Source organism: Clostridiales bacterium FE2011 (assembly GCA_017569305.1).
In the GTDB taxonomy this organism is placed as follows: domain Bacteria; phylum Bacillota; class Clostridia; order Christensenellales; family Aristaeellaceae; genus Aristaeella.
In genome coordinates, this window is sequence record CP069418.1 from 2,755,907 (window position 1) to 2,778,269 (window position 22,363).

At 57.4% G+C, this 22,363-nt stretch carries 13 protein-coding genes; 8 read left to right on the forward strand and 5 right to left on the reverse strand.

Annotated features, from left to right (window positions below; genetic code table 11):
- The first annotated feature begins 43 nt into the window (after positions 1–43).
- A complete protein-coding gene (locus JRC49_12545) occupies positions 44–1,501 on the forward strand; it encodes an alpha-L-fucosidase (GenBank protein QTE70613.1) in 1,458 nt (485 codons plus the stop codon).
- 85 nt (positions 1,502–1,586) lie between these two features.
- Here JRC49_12545 and thrS read toward each other — a convergent pair whose 3' ends face one another.
- Positions 1,587–3,371 (reverse strand): threonine--tRNA ligase, encoded by a 1,785-nt coding sequence (gene thrS, locus JRC49_12550; GenBank protein ID QTE70614.1) that lies wholly within the window; start codon positions 3,369–3,371, stop codon positions 1,587–1,589.
- A gap of 417 nt (positions 3,372–3,788) precedes the next feature.
- Between thrS and JRC49_12555 the strand changes: the two genes are divergently transcribed.
- A complete protein-coding gene (locus tag JRC49_12555) occupies positions 3,789–5,009 on the forward strand; it encodes a L,D-transpeptidase (protein ID QTE70615.1) in 1,221 nt (406 codons plus the stop codon).
- A gap of 55 nt (positions 5,010–5,064) precedes the next feature.
- Here JRC49_12555 and JRC49_12560 read toward each other — a convergent pair whose 3' ends face one another.
- Entirely contained in the window at positions 5,065–6,243 is a 1,179-nt protein-coding gene (locus tag JRC49_12560; protein ID QTE70616.1) for a phosphoglycerate dehydrogenase, read from the reverse strand.
- Between the two features lie 164 nt (positions 6,244–6,407).
- On the opposite strand from JRC49_12560, the gene JRC49_12565 reads away from it, so the two are divergent.
- The 3 genes from JRC49_12565 to JRC49_12575 all read left to right on the forward strand — a co-directional run bounded on the left by JRC49_12565 (position 6,408) and on the right by JRC49_12575 (position 16,823).
- Positions 6,408–6,719, forward strand: a complete 312-nt coding sequence (locus JRC49_12565; GenBank protein ID QTE70617.1) for a metal-sensing transcriptional repressor — start codon at positions 6,408–6,410, stop codon at positions 6,717–6,719.
- A gap of 14 nt (positions 6,720–6,733) precedes the next feature.
- Entirely contained in the window at positions 6,734–9,292 is a 2,559-nt protein-coding gene (locus JRC49_12570) for a heavy metal translocating P-type ATPase (GenBank protein ID QTE70618.1), read from the forward strand.
- Positions 9,293–9,599: 307 nt separating this feature from the next.
- A complete protein-coding gene (locus JRC49_12575) occupies positions 9,600–16,823 on the forward strand; it encodes a Cna B-type domain-containing protein (GenBank protein ID QTE70619.1) in 7,224 nt (2,407 codons plus the stop codon).
- Positions 16,824–16,887: 64 nt separating this feature from the next.
- On the opposite strand, the gene JRC49_12580 is transcribed toward JRC49_12575, so the two are convergent.
- Together JRC49_12580 and JRC49_12585 are read right to left on the reverse strand one after the other, a co-directional pair.
- Positions 16,888–17,607, reverse strand: a complete 720-nt coding sequence (locus JRC49_12580; GenBank protein QTE70620.1) for a methyltransferase domain-containing protein — start codon at positions 17,605–17,607, stop codon at positions 16,888–16,890.
- Between the two features lie 14 nt (positions 17,608–17,621).
- The gene (locus JRC49_12585) at positions 17,622–19,532 is read right to left on the reverse strand and encodes a DNA mismatch repair protein MutS (GenBank protein ID QTE70621.1); all 1,911 of its coding nucleotides are present in this window, start codon (positions 19,530–19,532) and stop codon (positions 17,622–17,624) included.
- Positions 19,533–19,908: 376 nt separating this feature from the next.
- Here JRC49_12585 and tatB point away from each other — a divergent pair, with 376 nt between their 5' ends.
- The 3 genes from tatB to tatC are packed head-to-tail and all read left to right on the forward strand — an operon-like array spanning position 19,909 to position 21,324.
- Positions 19,909–20,277, forward strand: a complete 369-nt coding sequence (gene tatB / locus JRC49_12590) for a twin-arginine translocase subunit TatB (protein QTE70622.1) — start codon at positions 19,909–19,911, stop codon at positions 20,275–20,277.
- A gap of 33 nt (positions 20,278–20,310) precedes the next feature.
- A complete protein-coding gene (locus JRC49_12595) occupies positions 20,311–20,511 on the forward strand; it encodes a twin-arginine translocase TatA/TatE family subunit (GenBank protein QTE70623.1) in 201 nt (66 codons plus the stop codon).
- A gap of 18 nt (positions 20,512–20,529) precedes the next feature.
- Entirely contained in the window at positions 20,530–21,324 is a 795-nt protein-coding gene (gene tatC, locus JRC49_12600; GenBank protein QTE70624.1) for a twin-arginine translocase subunit TatC, read from the forward strand.
- Between the two features lie 51 nt (positions 21,325–21,375).
- On the opposite strand, the gene JRC49_12605 is transcribed toward tatC, so the two are convergent.
- Positions 21,376–22,254, reverse strand: a complete 879-nt coding sequence (locus JRC49_12605; protein ID QTE70625.1) for a LysR family transcriptional regulator — start codon at positions 22,252–22,254, stop codon at positions 21,376–21,378.
- Positions 22,255–22,363: the final 109 nt, after the last annotated feature.

Here is a 22,363-nt window from a genome sequence, read left to right on the forward strand (position 1 = left end):
GTATAGGAGTAATCAACAAAGCGAAGAAAGAGCGGGTTGAAGTATGAGATTTGAGCCGACGTTTGAATCACTGAGACAGTATTCCGCACCGGAATGGTTCCGGGACGCCAAATTCGGAATCTGGAGCCACTGGGGACCCCAGAGCGTGCCGATGTTCGGTGACTGGTATGCCCGGAACATGTATATCCAGGGACAGCCGCAGTATGAGTATCACCTGCGTCACTACGGCCACCCTTCCAAGTTCGGCTACAAGGATATCTGTGCCCTGTGGAAGGCGGAAAAGTTCGATCCGGACGCACTGATCGCAAAGTATTACAAGGCGGGCGCCCGGTATCTGATGACCCAGGCGACCCATCATGATCACTTCTTCAACTATGATTCCCAAATCAACCGCATGAACAGCATGAATGTGGGACCCCACAAGGATATCCTGGCGCTGTGGAAAGCCGCGGCAGACAAGTATCAGCTGCCTTTCGGCATCAGCGAGCACCTGGGGGCTTCCTTCTCCTGGTGGCGGGTGAACAAAGGCTGTGACAAGACCGGTCCTTATGCGGGTGTGCCCTATGACGGCAACGATCCGGCGTATCAGGACTTCTACCACGCGAACCAGGAGCATGGCACAGGGGAGGACCTGACGCCCTGGTATACCGATAACGAGCAGTTCCGGGATTACTGGCTGAAGTGCGTGAATGAGATGATTGATAAGTTCAAGCCTGACCTGCTGTATTCCGACGGCGTGCTGCCCTTCGGTGATCACTGGATGGCGGAACAGGGCAAACTGACGGACTTGTCTGTCTATAACCGCGGCCTGCAGGCGGTGGCCAGGCTCTATAACACGTCCATTGACAAACACGGAGAAAACCAGGCGGTGTACCTGCAGAAGGACCGTCGGGAAGAAATCTTCAGCGTGGGTGTGCTGGATATTGAAAAGAGCCAGCTGCCCGGTATCATGCCGGAACCCTGGCATACAGATACCTGTATCGGCAACTGGTTCTATGACGTGCATCATCCCTACAAGAGTCCGGAACAGATTGTGGAGATGCTGGTGGACATTATCTCCAAAAACGGCGTAATGCTGCTGAATATTCTCCAGCGGCCGGACGGCACCATCGACGAAGACGCGGAGTATATCCTGGACAGGCTGGCAGCCTGGTTCGCGATTAACAGCGAAGCGGTTTACGGGACAAGGCCGTGGAGGACTTTCGGCGAGGGTGAAACGCGGGTGAAGATTGACGGCTTTACCGAGGAAAAGACGGACTGGAACCTGAGTGACGTCCGCTATGTGCAGAAGGAGGGCGCGGTCTATGCCTTCCTGCTGGGCGCAAAGGGCGGAGAGACGGTGACGCTGCGCAGCTTCGCGGAGGATGAGGTGAAGAGCGTGGAGCTGCTGGGATACGGACCGGTGGAGTTCAGGAAGGACTACGGGGTAGTAGTCGTGAAACTGCCGGAGAGACTTCCAAGTTTCTGTGCTAACACGCTGAAACTTGGAATCAATGCATAATGCACAATGCATAATTAATACTCAAAACGCATGAAAAAAGAGTGTCCTGTGAAGGACACTCTTTTGATTATTAGGTTTAGGTTGATTACAGGCGTTCCGTGATTTCCTTTTCGAGCTTTTTGATCAGCTCTTCCAGGGTCATGGAAGTTGTCTGGTCGGTGGCGCGGTCACGGACGGAAACAGTGTTTTCCGCGATTTCCTTTTCGCCGATGATCAGCATGTAAGGAACCTTGTCCTCCTGGCGGGCGTAACGGATCTTGTAGCCGATCTTTTCATTGCGCTCATCCAGCTCGGCACGGATGCCGTCGTCCAGCAGGGCTTCGGTGATCTTGGCGGCGTAGTCCATGCTCTTGTCGCTGACGGGGAGCACCTTAACCTGGACGGGAGCAACCCACAGCGGGAAGGCACCCTTGGTTTCTTCAATCAGGTAAGCCATAAAGCGGTCGATGGAGCCCAGGATCGCGCGGTGCAGCACGACGGGGGTCTTTTCAGAACCGTCCTGGTCCACATACTTCAGGTTGAACTTGGCCGGCAGGCAGAAGTCCAGCTGGCAGGTGCTCAGCGTGTATTCTGCACCGATGGCGGGCTTGACGTTCACGTCCAGCTTCGGACCGTAGAAGGCGGCTTCACCGATTTCTTCCGTGAAGTCGATGTTCAGCTCTTTCAGCACTTCGCGCAGGGCGGATTCCGCACGGTTCCACATCTCATCATCCTGATGATACTTGACTTTGTCTTCCGGATCACGCAGAGACAGCACGCAGCGGTAGTCCGTGATATGGAAGTCCTGGTAGACTTCACGGATCAGGTTGACCACGCTGGAAACCTCATCCTTGATCTGTTCGGGCGTGACGAAGAGGTGGGCGTCATTCTGGCAGAAGTGACGGCCGCGCTCGATGCCTTTCAGGGTGCCGCTGGGCTCGAAACGGAAGTCGTGGGCGATTTCACCGATGCGGATCGGCAGATCCCGGTAGGAATGCAGCCGGTTGGCGTAGATCATCATGTGATGGGGGCAGTTCATGGGACGAAGCACGAAGCTTTCGCCTTCCACCTCCATGGCGGGGAACATATTGTCCTTGTAATGATCCCAGTGACCGCTGGTGCGGTACAGATCCACCGTGCCGACGCAGGGAGTCATAACATGCTGATAACCCAGGCGGAGTTCCTTATCCCGGATATAGTTTTCCAGCTCGCGCCAGACGGTGTAGCCCTTGGGCAGGAACATGGGCAGTCCCTTGCCGACCAGGTCGTCTGTCATGAACAGGCCCATTTCCTTACCGATGCGGCGGTGATCACGAGCCTTGGCTTCCTCAACCTGCTTCTCATAGGCGGCCAGCTCTTCCTGGTTCCGGAAGGCGACGCCGTTGAGGCGGGTAAGCATCTTGTTGTTCTGGTTGTTTTTCCAGTAGGCACCGGACAGGGCGGTGAGCTTGAAAGCCTTCAGCGCCTTGGTGTAGGTGAGGTGCGGGCCGACGCACATGTCGATGTAGTCGCCCTGCTGATAGAAGGTGATGACGGCGTCATCGGGCAGGTCGGCAATGTGCTCGACCTTGTAGATTTCACCGCGGTCCTGCATGAGCTTGACAGCCTCATCGCGGGGCAGGGGATAGACCTTGAAGGGCAGGTTTTCCTTCACGATCTTCTGCATTTCCGCCTGGATGGCGGGCAGGTCTTCATCTGTGAGTTTGACGTCGCCCAGATCGATGTCATAATGGAATCCCTTTTCAGTGGCGGGACCATAGGCAAAGTGGGCGTCGGGGTACAGGCGCTTGACCGCCTGGGCCATGATATGAGCGGCAGAGTGACGGAGCACCTCCAGCTCATCTTCCGCGGGACATTCCGCGACATGACCGTCGTTGTAGATGATTTTCATGGAATACCCTCCTTTTTTCCGGGCGTCTGTGTACAAAAAAGCATCCGCCCTGCATTCTTGTGCCGGGACGGATGCTGAAAAAGCATTCGCGGTTCCACCCTGCTTGTTGTAAAACCACTCATTGAGCCGCTTTATCGGTCGGCAGCCGCTTCTCATCCGGGAATGGTATCGTATCAGGGCCTTGCTGCGGGCTTGCACCTTCTCCCGCTCTCTGTGAACCGGTATCCTGACCGCGTGTTTCCCTTCATCTGAAAAGGATACAGGCAGTATACCCCCTTCGGGGATGAAAATCAAGCCTTTTCTGTATTTCCCAAAATCTGCGCTGAACGCCTGAAAACAAGGAGAAAGAACTTTGACACTTTTTCCCATATATGGTATGATTCTTCAGTCCTGAAACACAAAGGATGGAGGAATAGCATGCGCAGAATAACAGCAGTGCTTTTGCTTATGATTCTGCTGTTCTCCGCGGCCAGCGCGCCGGCGGAGGATTTTCTGCTGGGCGTCGCTCCTGAACCGTCCGATATAACGCCTTCCTTCCGTTCAGAAGAACCCCGGGACGGGGAACCGGATGACAGCTACTGGGATACCCCCATGAACCTGGATGACGAGGAAGCCATCTGGAAGATGCTGACCCTGCCCATCACCGTGGCAGATATCGACATGAACAAGCAGATGGTGATCTATTCCCAACCGGATGAGAGCAGCGAAGGCATCGGTATGCTGACCGGCCAGAGCCAGGGCGTGCATGTGCTGGAAACGCTGGATAACGGATGGACCAAGATTGAGACCTACTCCACCAGCTTTCATGACAGCAAAGTGAAAAATTTCAACGCTTTTGTGACCGGCTATGTGCCGACCAAGAAGCTGAAAACCGTGGAAGTGAACCAGAACTACGGTATTGTGATAGACAAGCTGACCCAGCGGCTGTACCTTTTCAAGGACGGCCACCTGGAGACATCGCTGGCGGTGTCAACGGGCAAGTACAATCCCAGCGCGAAGAAGCAGCAGCCTTATAACGAGACCCGTTCCGGCGAGTACCTGATTATCTATACCAAGACCGGCGCCCTGATCGACGACGAGTCCGGCATGGTCTGCAATTATGCCCTGAAGTTTAACGCGGCAGACTATATTCACGAGGTGCCCCACCGGAAAAACAATGACGGCTCCAAGAATTACCGCGGATTTGAGGAAATCCTCGGCAGCCGGGCCAGCCACGGATGCATTCGGGTACAGGCAAAACAGAACCGGGCAGGGTACAGCATGTCCGTACTGTCCAACCTGATCAAAAAGCGGCAGGATAAAAACTGCGTCAAACTGGTGATCTGGGAAGACTACCAGGGACGGCAGGTGAAGATTCCGGACGATGATACTCCGCTGTACTACAATCCCAAGGGCGGCAGCAAATACCATTCCCAGGACAACTGCGTGAACATCAAAAAGCGGTACCTGCCGCTGACTGAGTTCCCATACGGCGAACTGGATGAAGCGCCCTACAACAAGCTGACGCCCTGTCCCTACTGTGTGCCCAGTCCCCGGAAGGCGGTGCTGGAGGAGATCAACAAGGTTCACATGGAATCCTCTCCCGGAGAAGTGATGAGCGTTTACAACGAGATAATCAACGGGAAAAAGAAAAAGTAAGAAAATCAAAACCCCGCTTCCGGTGGATCCGGAAGCGGGGTTTGTTATGTGCGCCTTATTTGTTTTCAACGATGCGGCGGACGCGGATGACGCCGTCGATCTCCTTCAGCCGTTCCACGGTGTCATGGGGCATGGGATGGCTGAGATCCAGCAGGGTGTAGGCGTAATCACCGCGGCTCTTGTTGGCCAGGTTTTCGATGTTCAGCCCCTGGTTGCCGAAGAAGTTGGTGATCTGGCTGAGCATGTTCGGGATGTTCCGGTGCAGGATGGCAACGCGGGCTTCCGTTTCGCAGAAGCCGAGGTTGATTTCCGGATAGTTGACGGAATTGTGGATGTTGCCGTTGTCCAGGTAATCCTGCAGCTGCTTCACGGCCATGACTGCGCAGTTGTCTTCCGCTTCCTCCGTGGAGGCACCCAGGTGCGGGATGACGATGGCATTCTTCATATGGGCGCTGGCGGGCGTGGGGAAGTCGGACACATAACGTTTGACCACACCGGCTTCCAGGGCGCTGGCCAGGGCTTTTTCATCCACCAGGGTATCCCGGGCGAAGTTCAGCAGGACGACGCCGTTCTTCATCTGGGCGATTGCTTCGGCACTGATCATGCCCTTTGTGCTTGCGGTGGCAGGCACGTGGATGGTGATATAGTCGCTGGCAGCGTAGACTTCCTCGATCTTCTCCGCATGGATGACCATGGGGGAAAGATTCCAGGCGGAATTGACGGACAGGTAGGGGTCGAAACCATAGACCTTCATGCCCAGGGAAATGGCGGCATTGGCGACCAGGACGCCGATGGCACCCAGGCCGATGACGCCCAGGGTCTTGCCCTTGAGCTCTGTGCCGGCGAAGGCTTTCTTGGCCTTCTCGGTGGTCTTGGCGATGTTTTCATCATCCGCGTTTTCCCGGACCCAGTTGATGCCGCCGGCGATGTCACGGGAGGCCAGGAACATGCCGCAGAGCACCAGCTCCTTGACGGAATTGGCGTTGGCACCGGGGGTGTTGAACACCACGATGCCCTCTTCCGCGCAGCGGTCCAGCGGGATGTTGTTGACGCCGGCACCCGCGCGGGCGATGGCCCGGAGGCCGGCGGGGAAGGACATTTCCTTCATGTCGGCGGAGCGAACCAGCACGCCGGCAGCCTCGTCGATGGAATCAATCAGCGTATAGCCGGAGCGGAAACCGTCCGTGCCGATCTTCGCGATATTATTCAGACAAAAGATTTTACGGTCTTTCATATTCACATACTCCTTTCTTTGCGTCAATTCCAGATCGTAGCACAAAGCCCCTGCCCGGTCAAGGAAAGGGCAGGAAAAGAACAGTGTTGACAAATACCCCGGTAGGGTATATGATCATAATACCCCGTGGGGGTATATCACATGCGGGAAATGAGGAGATGCAGATGAGCGAAACGAACGCCTGTCCGCATTGCAGTGAACGGAAAAAGAAGCGCACAGCGGAGGAACAGAACGCGCTGCTTCGGCGCCTGAAGCTGGCGGAGGGCCAGATCCGGGGCATCCAGAAGATGGTGGAGGAAGACGCCTACTGTCCGGATATCCTGATCCAGGTGTCCGCGGTGAGCGCCGCACTGAACAGCTTCAACAAGGAGCTGCTGGCCTGCCATATCCGCAGCTGCGTATCGGAGGATATCCGGAACGGCAAGGAAGAAGCCATTGATGAGTTTGTTAAAGTGATGCAGAAACTCATGAAGTGAGAAGAGAGGAAACCATGGAACAATACATTGTGACCGGTATGAGCTGCGCGGCCTGCCAGGCACGGGTGGAGAAGGCGGTCGGACAGGTGCCGGGCGTCTGCTCGGTATCTGTCAGCCTGCTGACCAACTCCATGGGCGTGGAGGGAAGCGCATCGCAGGAGGAAATCATCCGCGCTGTGGAGGCGGCAGGATACGGCGCCAGCCTGAAGGGCGCGCCTGCGGGGGAAGCGAAGACGGATTACCTGGCTGCACAGGAGGAAGCGCTGCAGGACCGGGAGACACCGAAACTGAAACGCAGGCTGCTGCTGTCAGTGGGCTTCCTGGCAGTGCTGATGTATATCACAATGGGCCATCACATGGCGGGATGGCCGCTGCCGGCTTTCCTGACGCATAATCACCTGGCGCTGACGCTGACGCAGATGCTGCTGTCGCTGATTGTGATGATCATCAACGGGAAGTTCTTCACCAGCGGATTCCGGACCCTGATCCACGGCGCGCCGAATATGGATACGCTGGTGGCACTTGGATCATCGGTATCCTTCGGCTGGAGCCTGTTTGTGTTCTACCGGATGTGTGGAATGATCACAGCCGGAGCATCCAACAGCGACCTGATGGACCTGTATCACCAGCAGCTGTACTTTGAATCCGCAGCGATGATCCCGGCCCTGATTACCGTAGGCAAGATGCTGGAAGCCCGGTCCAAGGGCAAGACAACGAACGCACTGAAGAGCCTGATGAAGCTGGCACCGCAGACAGCAGTGCTCCTCCGGGACGACACAGAAACCGAGGTGCCGATCGCGGAAGTCAGGACAGGCGATCTTTTTGTGGTCCGTCCGGGAGACAGCATCCCGGTGGACGGTATCGTGATTTCCGGAACAGGCGCGGTGAATGAATCAGCCCTGACCGGAGAATCGATTCCCGTGGACAAGGCAGAAGGCGATAAAGTCAGCGCAGCCACGATCAACCAGTCCGGATTCCTGACCTGCCGGGCGACACGGGTGGGAGAAGATACCACCCTGAGCCAGATTATCCGGATGGTTTCAGATGCCGCAGCCACCAAGGCTCCGATTGCCCGGATTGCAGACAAGGTATCCGGCGTCTTCGTGCCGGCAGTGATCGGGATTGCCCTGATCGTAACTATCGGCTGGCTGATTGCCGGCGCATCCGCCGGGGACGCTGTGGCCAGGGGCATTTCCGTGCTAGTGATTTCCTGCCCCTGCGCGCTGGGACTGGCCACACCGGTGGCTATCATGGTGGGCAACGGCCTGGGAGCGAAGAACGGCATCCTGTTCAAGACCGGTGAAGCGCTGGAAACGGCGGGGAAAGCACAGATTATCGCCCTGGACAAGACCGGCACGATTACTTCCGGAGAACCGGGCGTAACGGACCTGATTCCCGCGGAAGGCAGGACAGAAGCAGAATTGCTGGCCGGGGCAGCCGCCCTGGAGCAGGGGAGCGAACATCCGCTGGCCAAAGCCATCCTGCAGGCGGCGGAAGAGCAGCAGCTGAAACCGGAAAGCATATCCGATTTCCGGGCCCTGCCGGGAAACGGACTCGAGGGTACAGCAGGCGGGAAACGCCTCTACGGCGGCAGCGGCAGCTACATCGGCAGCCTGGTGAAGGTACCGGAGGAGATGAACCGGCAGGCTGAAAAGCTGGCGGAACAGGGCAAGACTCCGCTGTTCTTTGAGGAAGACGGGCAGATGCTGGGCGTGATCGCTGTGGCGGACCGGATCCGGGAAGATTCCCGGGAGGGAATCCGGCAGCTGAAGAACCAGGGCCTGCGGGTCGTGATGCTGACAGGTGACAATGAGAGAACGGCGCAGGCTATCGCGGCCCAGGCCGGTGTGGATGAATGGGTGGCCGGCGTCCTGCCGGAAGGCAAGGAGACGGTGGTCCGGAAGCTGCAGGAATACGGCCGTGTCGCCATGGTGGGCGATGGAATCAACGATGCCCCGGCACTGACCAGGGCGGATACCGGAATTGCCATCGGCGCCGGAACGGACGTAGCGATCGACAGCGCGGATATCGTGCTGATGAATTCCGCGCTGACTGATGTGGCGGCAGGGATCCGGCTGAGCCGGGCAACGCTGCGGAACATCCATGAAAACCTGTTCTGGGCCTTCTTCTATAACCTGATCTGCATTCCGCTGGCGGCAGGCCTCTTCGGATGGAAGATGAGCCCGATGATCGGGGCGGCGGCCATGAGCCTTTCCAGCTTTACGGTCTGCATGAACGCCCTGCGGCTGAACCTGTTCAGGCTGAAGGACCCGGCAAAGGATAAACCGCTTAAAGCGGCGAATATACCCCTTACTATTACTGAATCAATCAAAGAGGAACAGAAGAAAGAGAGGAACAAAACCATGACAAAGACAGTAAAAATCAAAGGTATGATGTGCGGACACTGCGAGGCATCCGTGAAGAAAGCCCTGGAAGCGCTTCCCTTTATTGCGGAAGCGGCGGTAAGCCATGACGCGGGCACCGCGGTCATTACCCTGGCCGGAGAACTGGACGAAGCGGCGGTGAAGGCTGCTGTGGAAGCCAAGGATTTCACCTTCGAAGGCATTGAGTAAAAACAGATTGACAGACCATGTAACCCGGCTGGAAACAGCCGGGTTTTCTGATGCCCGGAAGAGACAGTGTTTTCCTTCCGGACAAAGGAAATGGAATGGTTACACGGAAATTTGGTCAAAACAACAAATTGTAATGAAAATACTGAAAAAATGTAACAATTGATTGTAAATACGGATTGTGAGCCCTGTAAACAATATGTTATTATTAATCAAATGGTAAGAAAGAAGTACGGACAGCTTCTTACCCTCCTTTTCCAAAGATTTGCATCCATAGAAATGTTACATTATAGCCGACGGAGAGATGACTATGTTCAGAAGCGTAAAATGCCCGATGTTCCTCCTGCTTTTTCTGCTTGCGCTGTTCATTGCGGTGAACGGTGCATTCTCTTTGTCCGTCGGGTACGCGGAAGGCGCTTCACAGAACGGGCAGATTGTGAGCGCAAAGATCGAGTGGGTGACGCCGGACAGCCCGTCGGACGGGCAGGCGAACCGGCTGTTTATCCGGAAGCACAGCGACGATTCGGAAATCAGCATGCAGTTCCAGATCAACGCCGTCCTGACAGGACAGGAACCGCATGAGCCGGGTTCTGTCCGGATCCTGTTCCCGCGGCAGATCTGGCATGAGCGGAGCACATACTACGCTGATGGTGCGGTTATGTCGGCGGGATGCGGCGGAATGAACTTCTCCGTTCCGGATGCACCGAGCGAGAATTCCCTGTGGCACTGGGAGGAAGCTGAGAACGGGCAGTACGCCATCGTCAACGACGCGGCTATCGATGCCGCGGCGCATGTTAATTTCGAGTGTACGATCACCGGGATTGAGGTCTCGAAGATCGTGGATATGCGGCCCAGCGATCCCCTGAAGGCCACGGTGGAGGTCACGACCCGCAGCGGCGTGAAGGACACCATGAGCACCCAGGAACTGACGGCGGTCATCGACACGAGGGAATGCCTGAGTGATCCCGGCGCGGGCATGTCCGCCCAGGTGTACTCGACGCCGGAAAGCGTTCCGGCGGGCGCGAAGGAGAACCTGCCCGGCGGCCCGGAAACGGCGAATAAGTATGTGTTTGTGCGCTGGAAAACCTGGCCGCTGTATGAAGGCACGCAGTACTTCAGCCTGGACATGGACGTGTGGGCCGGGGTGGCGGAAGGAAACGGGGTCTCGATCCCGGGCATCATCCTGGGTGAGGTCAACGTCAGCGGCGGAACGGTCGGCACGGAGACCTCCGGCGAGCAGGCCGGGGAGCACTATAGCCGGCAGACGGTCCGGTACAACTATGACGGCCGGGGATGGAACGACTACCGGGCCCGGGAAATCTGGGCGGCGTATCCCACGGACCAGATGCAGAACAACAAAACCTATACGATCCGCGCGGCGTCGCAGTGGACGCTGACGGAAGCCGACCCGGAGCAGGCCGGCGACCCGAGGGAAGTCTCCCGGGCCGGGGCGACAGCGTCGGCGAACTATCTGCACGCGGGATGGGAGTATCCTGCGGGAACGTTTGGCGTGTACAAGTATTCGGGCTCGCAGCCCAGCCATACGCACAACACCCCGGTGAAGGACCGGCCGGATGGGAGCACCAGCTCCCAGAGCCACAAAAAGGACAAGACCTACGAGATGGCCGTCGGCGCGCTGCGCAACGGAAAGAGCGTGACGCTGGACTTCGAGGTGCTTACCGTGGGGTACGGCTATTCGTACACCGCGGGCCCGACGAGCGAGGTGCCGGACCTGCCGGAAGGCTGGGAAGAGGACCCCTCCCATTACCTGAACTGGACCTACCGGATGGAGACCACGGACGATACGGTTTCCGTGGCGAACATCAGCAACGGCGGGAACCTCGGGGCAGGGGACTACTACTTCGACAGCATCACCATCGCGGCGCCGGAGATATTCTCCTACGGGCGCCAGACGTCGGATACGTACCAGATCCCGGGCTCTGAATTCGGCTACAGGCCCGACAACCGCCTGCCGAAACCGGACGTGGAGGTCTGGATCGAGAAGAACAAGAGCGGGAGCTGGGAGCTGTACCAGACGGTGGCAGTACGCAGCGGGACGAAGAAGATCACCTTCCCGGCGGACGCGAACGTAACCGGCTACCGGACAGTGGTCGCGACCAACCAGGCCGCCTGCAAGCTGGCGGTGTGGCCGAAGGTGACGATCCTACCGTCCGCGCATGTGATGGAGCTGGCGGAAGAGCGCCTTCAGGGCTACACGAACGTCGTCTTGAAGAACGAAGCACGGCAGGTGACGACCTTCTACCAGAGCGCGGAGCGGCAGGACGAGGTGCTGCCGGAGCAGACCGCGTGGCTGGAGGCCAACGACGACTACACAACCGAGAGCAGCGACAGCAGCCTGTCCACGCTGACGGAGGCCGGCTACAAGGTCTACGGATCCATGCCCTCGACCGGGGATTACACGTACACCAGAACCTCGAACGATCCGGCGAACCGCCGCGTCGTGGTGACGCTCTTTGCGGCGGTGTACGAACAGGCCAACGTGACGGACGGGACCAAATACAACGAAGCGGTGGCGATGGGCGCCATCACTCCGGAGACCTCCGGGACCTGGTACCTGCTGCTTCCGGAACACTTCGTGCCGAACACGTCGACGATCCAGATGCGGAGCGGCGACCGGGTCACCGACGTGAAGGTGACGGAAAACTTCCGAAACAGCGGGCGGACCCTGGTGACGGTGAAGGCGACGCTGACGCCGGATCCCAAAAAATTGTCCAGCTATAATTCGCAGGCCAACAACTGCTGGGGGGACAAAATCCAGATCTCCATGGATATGTATGTGCCGTGGTCGGACTACAACAAAGTACGGAACGGGTACGCGGTCTACCACGCGGCGTTTGAATCGGGCAACCCGGGCCGGCTGGGGAACCTGACGGATCAGAATTATTACCAGACCGTCGGATATCCGGACGTATGGCCGGGTACCCCCAACACCTACCTCTACAGCATTTCCGACTCGCAGATCCGCGGATGGATGAGTGACCTGGACCCGGACAGCGATGAGGAACGGTTCGTGTACCTGCGCGTCTCGGAGAGCATACGGGACGCTGACCTCTCGGAGCAGGTGGAATTCCGGAAGGACGCCCGGGCGGACCAGGGCGACTCCTGGGGCAGGGGCACCCGGGATGAGAACCAGGTCACCGTAACCGAGGGCGGCAAATACACCTACCGGCTGACCGTCGCCTCGAAGCAGGACGCCAAGACCATGGGAATCCTGATCTACGACGCCCTCGAGGAATACGTGCCGCACGAAGGGTACGACCAGGACGACGTGAACGGGAAAAAGGCCTGGAGCGGCGCCTGGAACGGCAAGGGCCAGTGGAAGGGAACGCTGGAGTCCGTGGATCTGTCCGAACTGTACGGGGACAGGTGCATGGGAAGACTGTACTACAGCACAACGTCCGGACTGGTGTTTGACAACAACATCGACACAAACGTGCGGGGATGGGTCAACTTTGACAGCGGCGCCTGGGGCAGCGCCTACAGGCTGACCGACACGGATATCTGGACCGAAGTGACCGGCAGCCTGGAAAACGGTGTCTGGACTGTGCCGGACGCACTGAAGGGAAAAGTGACCGCCATTGCGGTGAACGCCGAGCGCTATAACCAGGCGGACATCGCAGCATCCTATGTCCTGGACCCGGGGGAGAAGCTCTCCGTCTACCTGAATATGGCTGCGCCGACGGACAACGGCAATGACGGCACATGGAACGCGAAGGGTGCCTACGACCACAAGAAGGACAACGCCGCGTCCACGGACGATATCGACTGGACCGGCGCGGCGGACCCCGCCAACAACATGTATGCCTACAACGCGGCGACAACCGTGTATATCCCCTTCGTCAAGTCCGGGAACAGCGAACAGGCCCAGCCCAGGGCACGGCTGGAGAGCGCGTATTCCCGGGTGGGCATCGTGCCCAGCGTGGTTTCGGTGCGGAAGACCTGGAACGACGGGGAAAGTGTCAACGGCCAATATATGGAGAACCGCGACGGGCTGCGCCCGGACAGCGTGACGGTGCACCTGAAGGGGCGGACCTCCGACCCGGATTCCCCGAAGATCGACCGGGATCTCACCCTGACCGCGGAGGGCGGCTGGAAGGGCGTGTTCCTGAACGCACCGGACACAGACAGCAACGGGAACGCGTACACCTATACGGTGACGGAGGACCCAGTGCCCGGGTACACCACGGGGGTGTACAGGGAGGCCGGACGTTCCTGGGAGATCGTCAACACGCACAAAAAGGAAACCTTCACCCTCACGGGTGAAAAGCTGTGGCTGAACCCGGACGGAACGCCGGCGGAACCGACGGTCAGCAACATCTGGATCGCGTACCGGCGGATCACCAGCACCGGGCCGGAGAACGGTACGCGCCAGATCCAGGTCACACCGGACAGCTCAGGCCGGTGGATCTACACATTCAAAGACCTGGACCGCTATGAGCCGGGCGGATTTGAATACCAGTATGTCCTGGAGGAGCACAGCGTGCCGGACGGCTGGTTCGCGCAGACGGAAGCGGCCCCGGCGGGGGTCACGGTGACGGCGGAGTACGACCCGGAGGACCTCACGACCTTCCGGAACTTCAAAAAACCGGCCTTCGGCTACGCCATGATCTACTGCATCCTGACCGATGAGTGCAAGCCAAAGGACGGGAACACGGCGGTGCCGTCGTTCACCTTTACGCTGGACATGACAAAAGACGGCGCGACCGTGGGCGGGCAATACGAATACGTCCTGTACGACAAGGCGCCGCAGTATACAGGGTACACCACCCTGCCGGAAGGCACAGAGCAGATCGGCAGCGGAACGGTCCGCAACGGCGACACATTCACGCTGCCTCCGGGCCAGGCCATGGTCATCATCGGTATTCCCGACGACACGTCCTGCACGGTGACGGAAACCGCGGGCGCGGGCTGGACCACGAACCAGTATCATGACCAGGTGACCGGTACTATCTGGACGGGGCGGACGTCACCGTTTTCCTTCCGCAACACGTATACCGCCAGATCGTCCATCACGATCACCGGGACGAAGCGCCTGCGGGGCCGGGAGCAGAAGGCAAAGGAATTCGCCTTCAACCTGAGCGACTACAACAAATTTAACGACTACGGCTATGAAAACGACAGCTATGGGCAGGTCATCGCCACAGTGAAGACCGGCAAGAGCCGGGGCACGGTGACCGAGGACGATGGCACAAAGACCGGGCTCGCCCTGTTCACCTTCCGGGCATCGTACGACGGCTACAGCACGTATGAGATGAACGAGTACGGCGGGAAGAAGGTCCTGCATTACAGGGCGGAAGAGGCCCTGCCCACCGGCGCACAGGTCAACGGGGACGGGAGCGTGACTTTCAAGAACGTCACCTATGACACGGCCCGGAAGGACGTGACGGTGACGCTCACGGATAACATGGACGGCACCCTGAAGGTCACGTCGACCCCGCTGGTGTTCACGAACACCTACCGCCCGCAGAAGAACATTGCCCTGACGGCACACAAGGAACTGGTGGGACGGACGCTGCAGCCGGACGAATTTTCCTTCGAGGTTCAGCGGAGCGGGGCCGCGGCCGACTCGGCTCCCATCGCCCGGGGCAAGAATGACGCGGACGGAAATATCACCTTCACGCCGGAGATCACCCTGACGGAACGGGACCTGGCCGCAATCTCCGCGGAGACCGGCATCGGGGAAGTGAAGTTCCTCATCAGCGAGGTGCAGGGAACGGACCCGACTGTGGCCTATATGACCACGCCGGCCGAAGCCGTCGTGCAGATCGGCCTGGCAGCAGACGGGGAAGTTCTGGCGGCGCTTCCGGGACAGACGCTGACATACCAGGAGGCGGACTGCGAGAGCTGCGGCGGCAGCGGCGAGGTGGGCGGCCTGACCGCGGCACTGCTGCATTTCAACGAGTCAAACACCGGACTGGAAAGCGCCGGATCAATCCGGCTGGCAGCATGTTTCAGCAGCGAGTACATGGATATCTGCCAGAACTGCGGCGGCACCGGATATAATGATTCAGGCACCCCGTGCGGTACATGCAGCGGGAATGGCATTTCCCTGAAGACCGAGAACGGAATTGAAACGCTTCATACCCCTGACGGGAAAGTGTTCCTGGCGGTGTTTGAAATTATGCCGCTGGAGACGGCTCTTTATATGGCAAGGATGGACGCCTCCGAGTTTCCGTCGACATCGTACTGGGGGCTCCTCACATATATGTTCACGAAAGAACAGTGGACTGCCGCAAACGGAGATCTGAATGTGCTGCAAGACATAGTGGATACCGCGGCCATTCTCTACCTGGCGGAGGGCGACGGCGAGTGCACAGCCTGCCACGGCACCGGAAAGGTGAAAGGCGAACCACGCATCGAAGGCGAACCGGAGCCTGTGGCCCTAGTGAACCACCTGAAGACCGGGATCCGGTTCACGGCAGAAAAGCTGATGGACGGGCAGCCCGCGGCGGAGCCTTTTGAGTTTGTGCTGCTGGAGACAGATGAAACCAGAAGGACAGAAACGGAAATTGCCCGGACAAAGAACGGAACGGACGGCAAAATCCAGTTTGAGAATGTATATGTGGATCCGGTCCCTGCCGGCGATCGTTACTATGTGATCCGGGAAGCGGAAGGAACCAATCCAGCGGTGGAATATGATACCGGCGAAGATCTGTACAAGGTGACTGTTATCAGTTCCCCGGACGGCATTCATACCGTGGAACAGAAACTGATGTCCGGTGACGGCGTCTTCCGGAACACCCGGAAGGCCGGATCGCTGGCCATTGAAATCAAGACAAAGGGATATACAAGACCCTGGTGGGCACTGAACTGGGAGCCTCCCAAATTCAAGGTGAATGTGCTCCTGAAGGACCGTGAGGGAAGACCACTGGCGGGTTATCCGCTACCGGGAACAAAGGGAAAAGTGAGACTCTCCGCAAAAGCGGGAGATATGACAACCGTATCGGACGTCCTGGTCAGGGCGGAAAGCATCGAACAGAATGTGACGGACAGCGACGGCCGGGGAACCATCCTGATTGAAGGCGGCAGTACCGCTGTGATTACCGGCCTTCCGGACGGAGCTACCTATGAGGTTTCCCAGCCGACGGACAGCATGCCCAAGGGCTTCAGCCAGGGCAGTGCGGAAGGAGCCACAGGAACCATCAGGGCCGGTCAGGAGAGCAAGGCAACCTTCGAAAACAACTATCAGGGCGAGGAAGAGCCGCCGGCACCGACAACGGAGCAGCCGAAGCCTTCGGCGGAACCGACGCCTTCCGATAAGCCTGTGGACGGGCCTACCGTGAACCCTACAGACGAACCGACTGTAAAGCCGACAGGGGAGCCGACCACAAAGCCGACAGAATCTCCGAAGGCCGGACCTACCGCGACTCCTGCTCCGACAAATACCCCCAAGCCGCAGGAGGTTCCGAAGACGGGAGATACGGATAACCCGATTGTGTGGGTGGGATTGATCCTGGTTGGACTGATCGGGATCGGCAGCTTGACACTGGGCAAATTCCGGAAAAAGAAATAAACGGACAGGACGTCCAAAGAAAGAAGTACCGGCAGTTTATGCCGGTACTTCCTTTTTTGATACATTATTGTTTCCTGCGGATATACATGAGGACGAAATTCAGGATCTGATCCAGGCCTTTAGAGAGGAATTCCTTATCCCGGATGCCGTATTCATGGCCGGTATTAAACCAGTCTTCCCAGGCTTCATCATAGCATTCAGCTTCGGTGACTTCTATATCACACTGGCTGCCGCACTCCTTTTCCAGCAGGGATTTCCACCAGGAGACCGTTTTGAAGCACAGGGCATCGTCGCCTTCAGCCCAGGTTTCAAACAGGGCACGCAGCTCACCCCGGGGCTCTTCCCGGAGGCCGGGGACCGCGATCATGACGGTGCCGCCCAGCCGGATAAAAGGCAGGATTTTATCCGCGAAGACGCCTTCCTTACACCCGAAGTAGTGATAGGAATCCACGCTGACAATGGTGTCAAAGTATCCGCGGGCAAAGGGCATGTCCAGCGCGTCTCCATGGATCGGGATGATTTTATCTTCCAGTCCCAGGGAGCGGATCCGTTTCAGGTTATCCGCCGCGTCTACCCAGAGGTCGAAGGCGTATACGGATTTCGCGGGGGTTTCGTTTGCCAGGAAGACGGAGGTCAGCGCCATGCCGCAGCCCAGGTCGAGGGTGCGGTCATAACATCCATCCGCCGGACTCCTGCGGAGCAGTTCTTCCAGCAGGCGGAAGGAGTTGGGTCCCATCAGGTAATCCTTTGTAAAGTACTGACTGTATTTGTTTAATGTATTCATGTTTGTCATTCCTTTCATTCATCATTCTGTTTGCCATCTCTGATCACAATCACCGCGTCAGGATCGAACTTGCGCGACATGGTATGCGCAGCTTTCCGGTTGGCGACAGTGTCAAAGATGATTGAGAAATCATAATCCGGCGGATAGAGCTGTGAGGCGGGGACAAGCAGCTGCAGCCGGTTATGGCGTACTTTTAGCTTCTGCCCCTGCAGCTGGATGATGACATTTCCCTCGTCATCAGCGGGACGGTATACAATGGCGTTCTTTTTATCCGGCAGGAGCAGCACGCTGTCACCCATGCAGAAACGCTCAAAGCCGCCGTCTGTTTTCCGGATCAGGCGCTGCAGGCGGGTGGCGGGAATATGCATCTGATGATGCCTGCGCTCCGGAACCGTATCGGGACCGTGCTCCGCAACCTGTTTCGCACGGGACAGGAGCCCTTCATCCATACCAAGGCGGCGGGCAATTTCAATGGCGCAGCTTTTTCCGCTCTTGCCAAGCTCCAGATGATACAGCGGCTTCAGGGACACCCGGTCGAAAGCCATCCGTCCCGGAACGACCTGATTGGTTTGCTCCGCCCATTGCTTGATCTGGGGATCGTGGGTGGTAACCATGAAGAAGCATCCGCGGCGCAGCAGCTCCTCCAGAATCGCGGCAGCCAGGCCGGAACCCTCAGCCGGATCCGTGCCGCTGCCCAGTTCGTCCAGCAGGACCAGGCTGTCCCGGGAACAGTGTTGCAGGATACGGATGATATTGGTCATGTGACCCGAGAAAGTGGACAGGTTCTGGCTGATACTCTGGCTGTCACCGATATCGCAGAGCACAGCATCCATCATGCCGATGACGGTGCCCTCCGCACAGGGAATATGGAGCCCGCACTGGGCCATGAGGGTCAGCAGCCCTACTGTTTTCAGGCATACGGTCTTGCCGCCGGTGTTCGGACCGGTGACGGCAATGCCGGAATCCGGAAGGGACAGCTCCAGGCTGAGGGGCACACAAGACTGACGATCCAGCAGCGGATGCCGGACACTGACCAGGCGGATTCTTCGCTCTGCTGTCAGTTCCGCCGGGCGGGCATCCATTTCCAGGCTCAGCTTTGCCCGGGCAAAGAGTACATCCAGATCTGTCATGACGCGGACGGCTTCCTGAAGCGGCTCCGCTTCGGAGGCTACCCGGTCGCTGAGCTCCCAGAGAATCCGCCGCTCTTCCGTATCGATATCGATCTGCAGCTGATCAAGCGCCTGGCGCATTGCCTGCACAGCGGAAGGCTCCATGAAAACGGTACTCCCTTTGCCGGACGTATCCACGACGCGGCCTGGAAACTGGCTCTGGAAACGCTTCAGCACGGGCAGGACAAAAGTGCCGCCGCGCTGGGTGATATAACTGTCCGCCAGTTCAGCTTTATGGTGAAAGATAATCTGATTCAGCTTCTCCCGGATGCCCTGCTCGGTGTGTTCCCGCTGACGGCGAAGATTCCGGAGGGCAGGGGAGGCGTCATCCAGGACGTTTTCCTCCCGGACAGAACGCTCAATCTCATCCTCCAGGCTGCCTAAGTCCGGCAGTTCCGTATACCAGGAAGCGATGCCGGCACTGTGAACCTGGGCGTTCTGCAGATAACGGCGCAGGCGGCGAACTGCCGCACAGAAGCGGGCGATGGAGGTCAGCTGCGCAGGCAGCAGCATGCCGCCCTGCAGGGCTTCTGCCAGACCTGTATCAGTGCCTTCGGTTTCCGCCAGCGGCGGGGTACCGGTGTTTTCAATAACGCGGCGGGCGGCAGTGGTTTCCTCCATCCGGGCATGGCAAAGCCCTTCGTTCAGGATGGGTTCAGTATCTGCCAGCAGACGTCGCGCGGCCTGTGAAACAGCCTGTTCTTTCAGTTGTTCAATGATCTGGTCAAAACCAAGCGTAAGCATATCCTGTGTCATGTTGGGTTCCCCTTATCCGTTTATTGATTGACATGAACGAAGATCAGGGAATGCGACACAACAAGAAGGCAAACAAAAAAGTGCCCGGTAACTGTCAGAACCGCGCCATGGCATCAGCAAACAAGCGGTCATGTCAACCGCTGTATTTCATTCGCCATGTTCCCTGTTACTGAACAGTCTCCAAACACACCTCCACAGGATTGCCCGCTCTCGTCGGGATCGCTGCTGCGCGTATTATAAAACAGCCTGAAAAACTTTGTCAAGCCTTATATTTCAAGCCTCAGAAAGCCGATAAATATTCGCCCGGGAGAAGTCTTGAAAAAACCGAACAAACAGAATATAATCAAAAAACAGTTTGCGGAAGAGGTGAGGCAGCGTGTTCAATATCGGGTTTTCTGAACTGATCATTGTGCTGCTGATCGCTTTTCTGGTTGTCGGCCCGAAGGATCTTCCCAAGGTGGCACGCTGGCTGGGCCGCATGGTCAAAAAACTGAAGCAGATGATCAACGAAGTGAAGAAAGAGACCGGCTGGGCTGATCTGGAGAAAGAGATCAACGATACGAAGACGGATCTCAACAAGTCCGTGAAGGATCTGAAAAAGGACTTGGATATCACGTCTGAACTGAAGGGTGCCTCCGCTGATCTGAACAAGAGCCTGAACAGTGTGAAGGATGAGCTTCATCAGACCGGAAAAGAGATTCAGGAAGAGACAAAAGAGATCAAGGACGAGACAATGAAAAAATAAGCCTGCAGCGTCAGGCATAAGGAGGATACAAACATGCGTCTGGGAACTACGGAAATCATCTTAATTGTGGTGCTTGCACTGGTACTGTTCGGCGGCGGCAAACTGGCCGGCGTTGGCAAAGCCCTGGGAAAGAGCATCAAGGACTTCAAGCATGAAGTGAAGGAAGATGACGACACCAAGTCCGACGAGGATGAGGACGAAAAGCCCGCTAAGAGCACCAAAGCAAAGAAGTAATAAGGCTGCCGTGATCGTATGAGCAAAAAGAATAGCAAAGAGCTCCGGAACGAAGCTGATCACGCGGAACTGGAAGATGTGGAACAGCAGACGCCGGACGGCGGAGGTGCACCGCTGCTGGTTCATCTGCAGGCCCTGCGGCGTGTGCTGATCGTCTCCGCTGCGGCAGTGGCTGTTGCGTTTTTCCTGGTGTTCTATCTCGCGATCGAAACCCTGATGGCCTGGATTATCGGGCCTATTGCGGAGCGCGGGATTGAAATCATCTACACAGCCATGTCTGAAGCACTGGTGACCAAATTCAAGGTCGCGATTATCGCGGCGTTGATCCTGGCTTCGCCGGTGATCATCTGGCAGATCTGGAGCTTTATCAAACCCGCCCTTTTCCCAAAAGAGAAAAAGGCGTTCCGCATCCTGTTCCTGATTGCCCTGTTCCTGTTCCTGCTGGGCGTGGTCTTCTGCTACATGGCAGTATACATGCTGGCAGTGGATTTCTTCCTGGTGGCGGGCGACAACCTGGCAACACCGATGCTGTCCATCGACAAATACGTCAGCTTCCTGTTCGGCTTCATTGTTCCCTTCGGACTGGCGTTTCAGCTGCCGGTGGCACTGTACCTGACCACCCGGATCGGATGGACCAACTACAAGATGCTGGCTTCCAAACGGAAGTTTGTGGTGCTTGGCATTTTCGTAATAGCCGCCATCCTGACGCCTCCGGATGTGGTATCCCAGCTGGCCCTGGGACTGCCGATGATCCTGCTGTATGAGATCGGCATCCAGGCCTGCCGCCTGACCAAGCCGAGGGAAAGGGAATAAAACATTGAGACAAAGAACGACCGTCTGCGTTATGCAGACGGTCGTTTGGTTTTATTTGGTGTACTGGCTGAAAACCTGTTTGGCCACTTCGATGAACTGACTGACAACGGCGGAGCGGGGCTCACGGTAAACCAGCCCGATGGGCCAGCTCATATCCATTTTCAGCGGAATGATCCGGAGCGGATGGAACTGGCTTCCCACATGGGGAGGAACCAGGCCGATATGCCCATCCTCAAAGGAGCGGACAACGGTGTACAGATCCATCACGCGGGGATCTTCGCTGATGCGGATGTCCGGATACGATTTTTCCACATACTCCCGAAGACCGGGCAGCCGGTCAAACCGATAGACAATGATATGCTGTCCCGCCAGGTCGTCCAGGGTCAGGATATCATGGGAGGCCAGGGGGTGATTTGGGGACATCATACAGTCGCGGCCTTCCCAGAACAGCGGTTCAAAATTGCGCCCGGCGGCATGGGCCCTGGGACAGTCAAAGTATTCAATCACGTCCAGTGCACCTCGGTCAAGGTCACTGAAAAGCTGTTCTTCACTCTCCATGACTGGTTTCTGGACAATATGGGGATATTTCTGGTAAAAGGGTCCGCTGACCCGGGGAAACAGATCGGGCTGAAGGCCAAGAATGGCACCCACTCGCAGGGACTTGTTCAGGGAGTCGGTTTCCCGGCAGCGGGCAAGCAGGGATTCCGTGTCAGACCGGAGCTTGATGACGCCGTCCAGAAAGGTTTCCCCTGCCGGGGTCAGGCGAATGCCGGCGGCTCCTCTTTCAAAAAGTTTGAAACCAATTTCTGATTCCAAACGGTTGATTTGCTGCTGCAGCGCCGGAGATGAAATAAATAAAGCGTCTGCGGCTGCGTTGATGCTGTTGTACTTTGTGAGGGTAATAAAGGTGTCCAGGTTCTTTGTGTTCATAATGCGCCTCGGGTGTTTGCTGAGTAAAAAGGTTTCCCTTTTCACCTTTATACAAGAAATCTTCTTCTAATGCAAGAGCAAAGATACTATAATTTAGATACAAATAAAA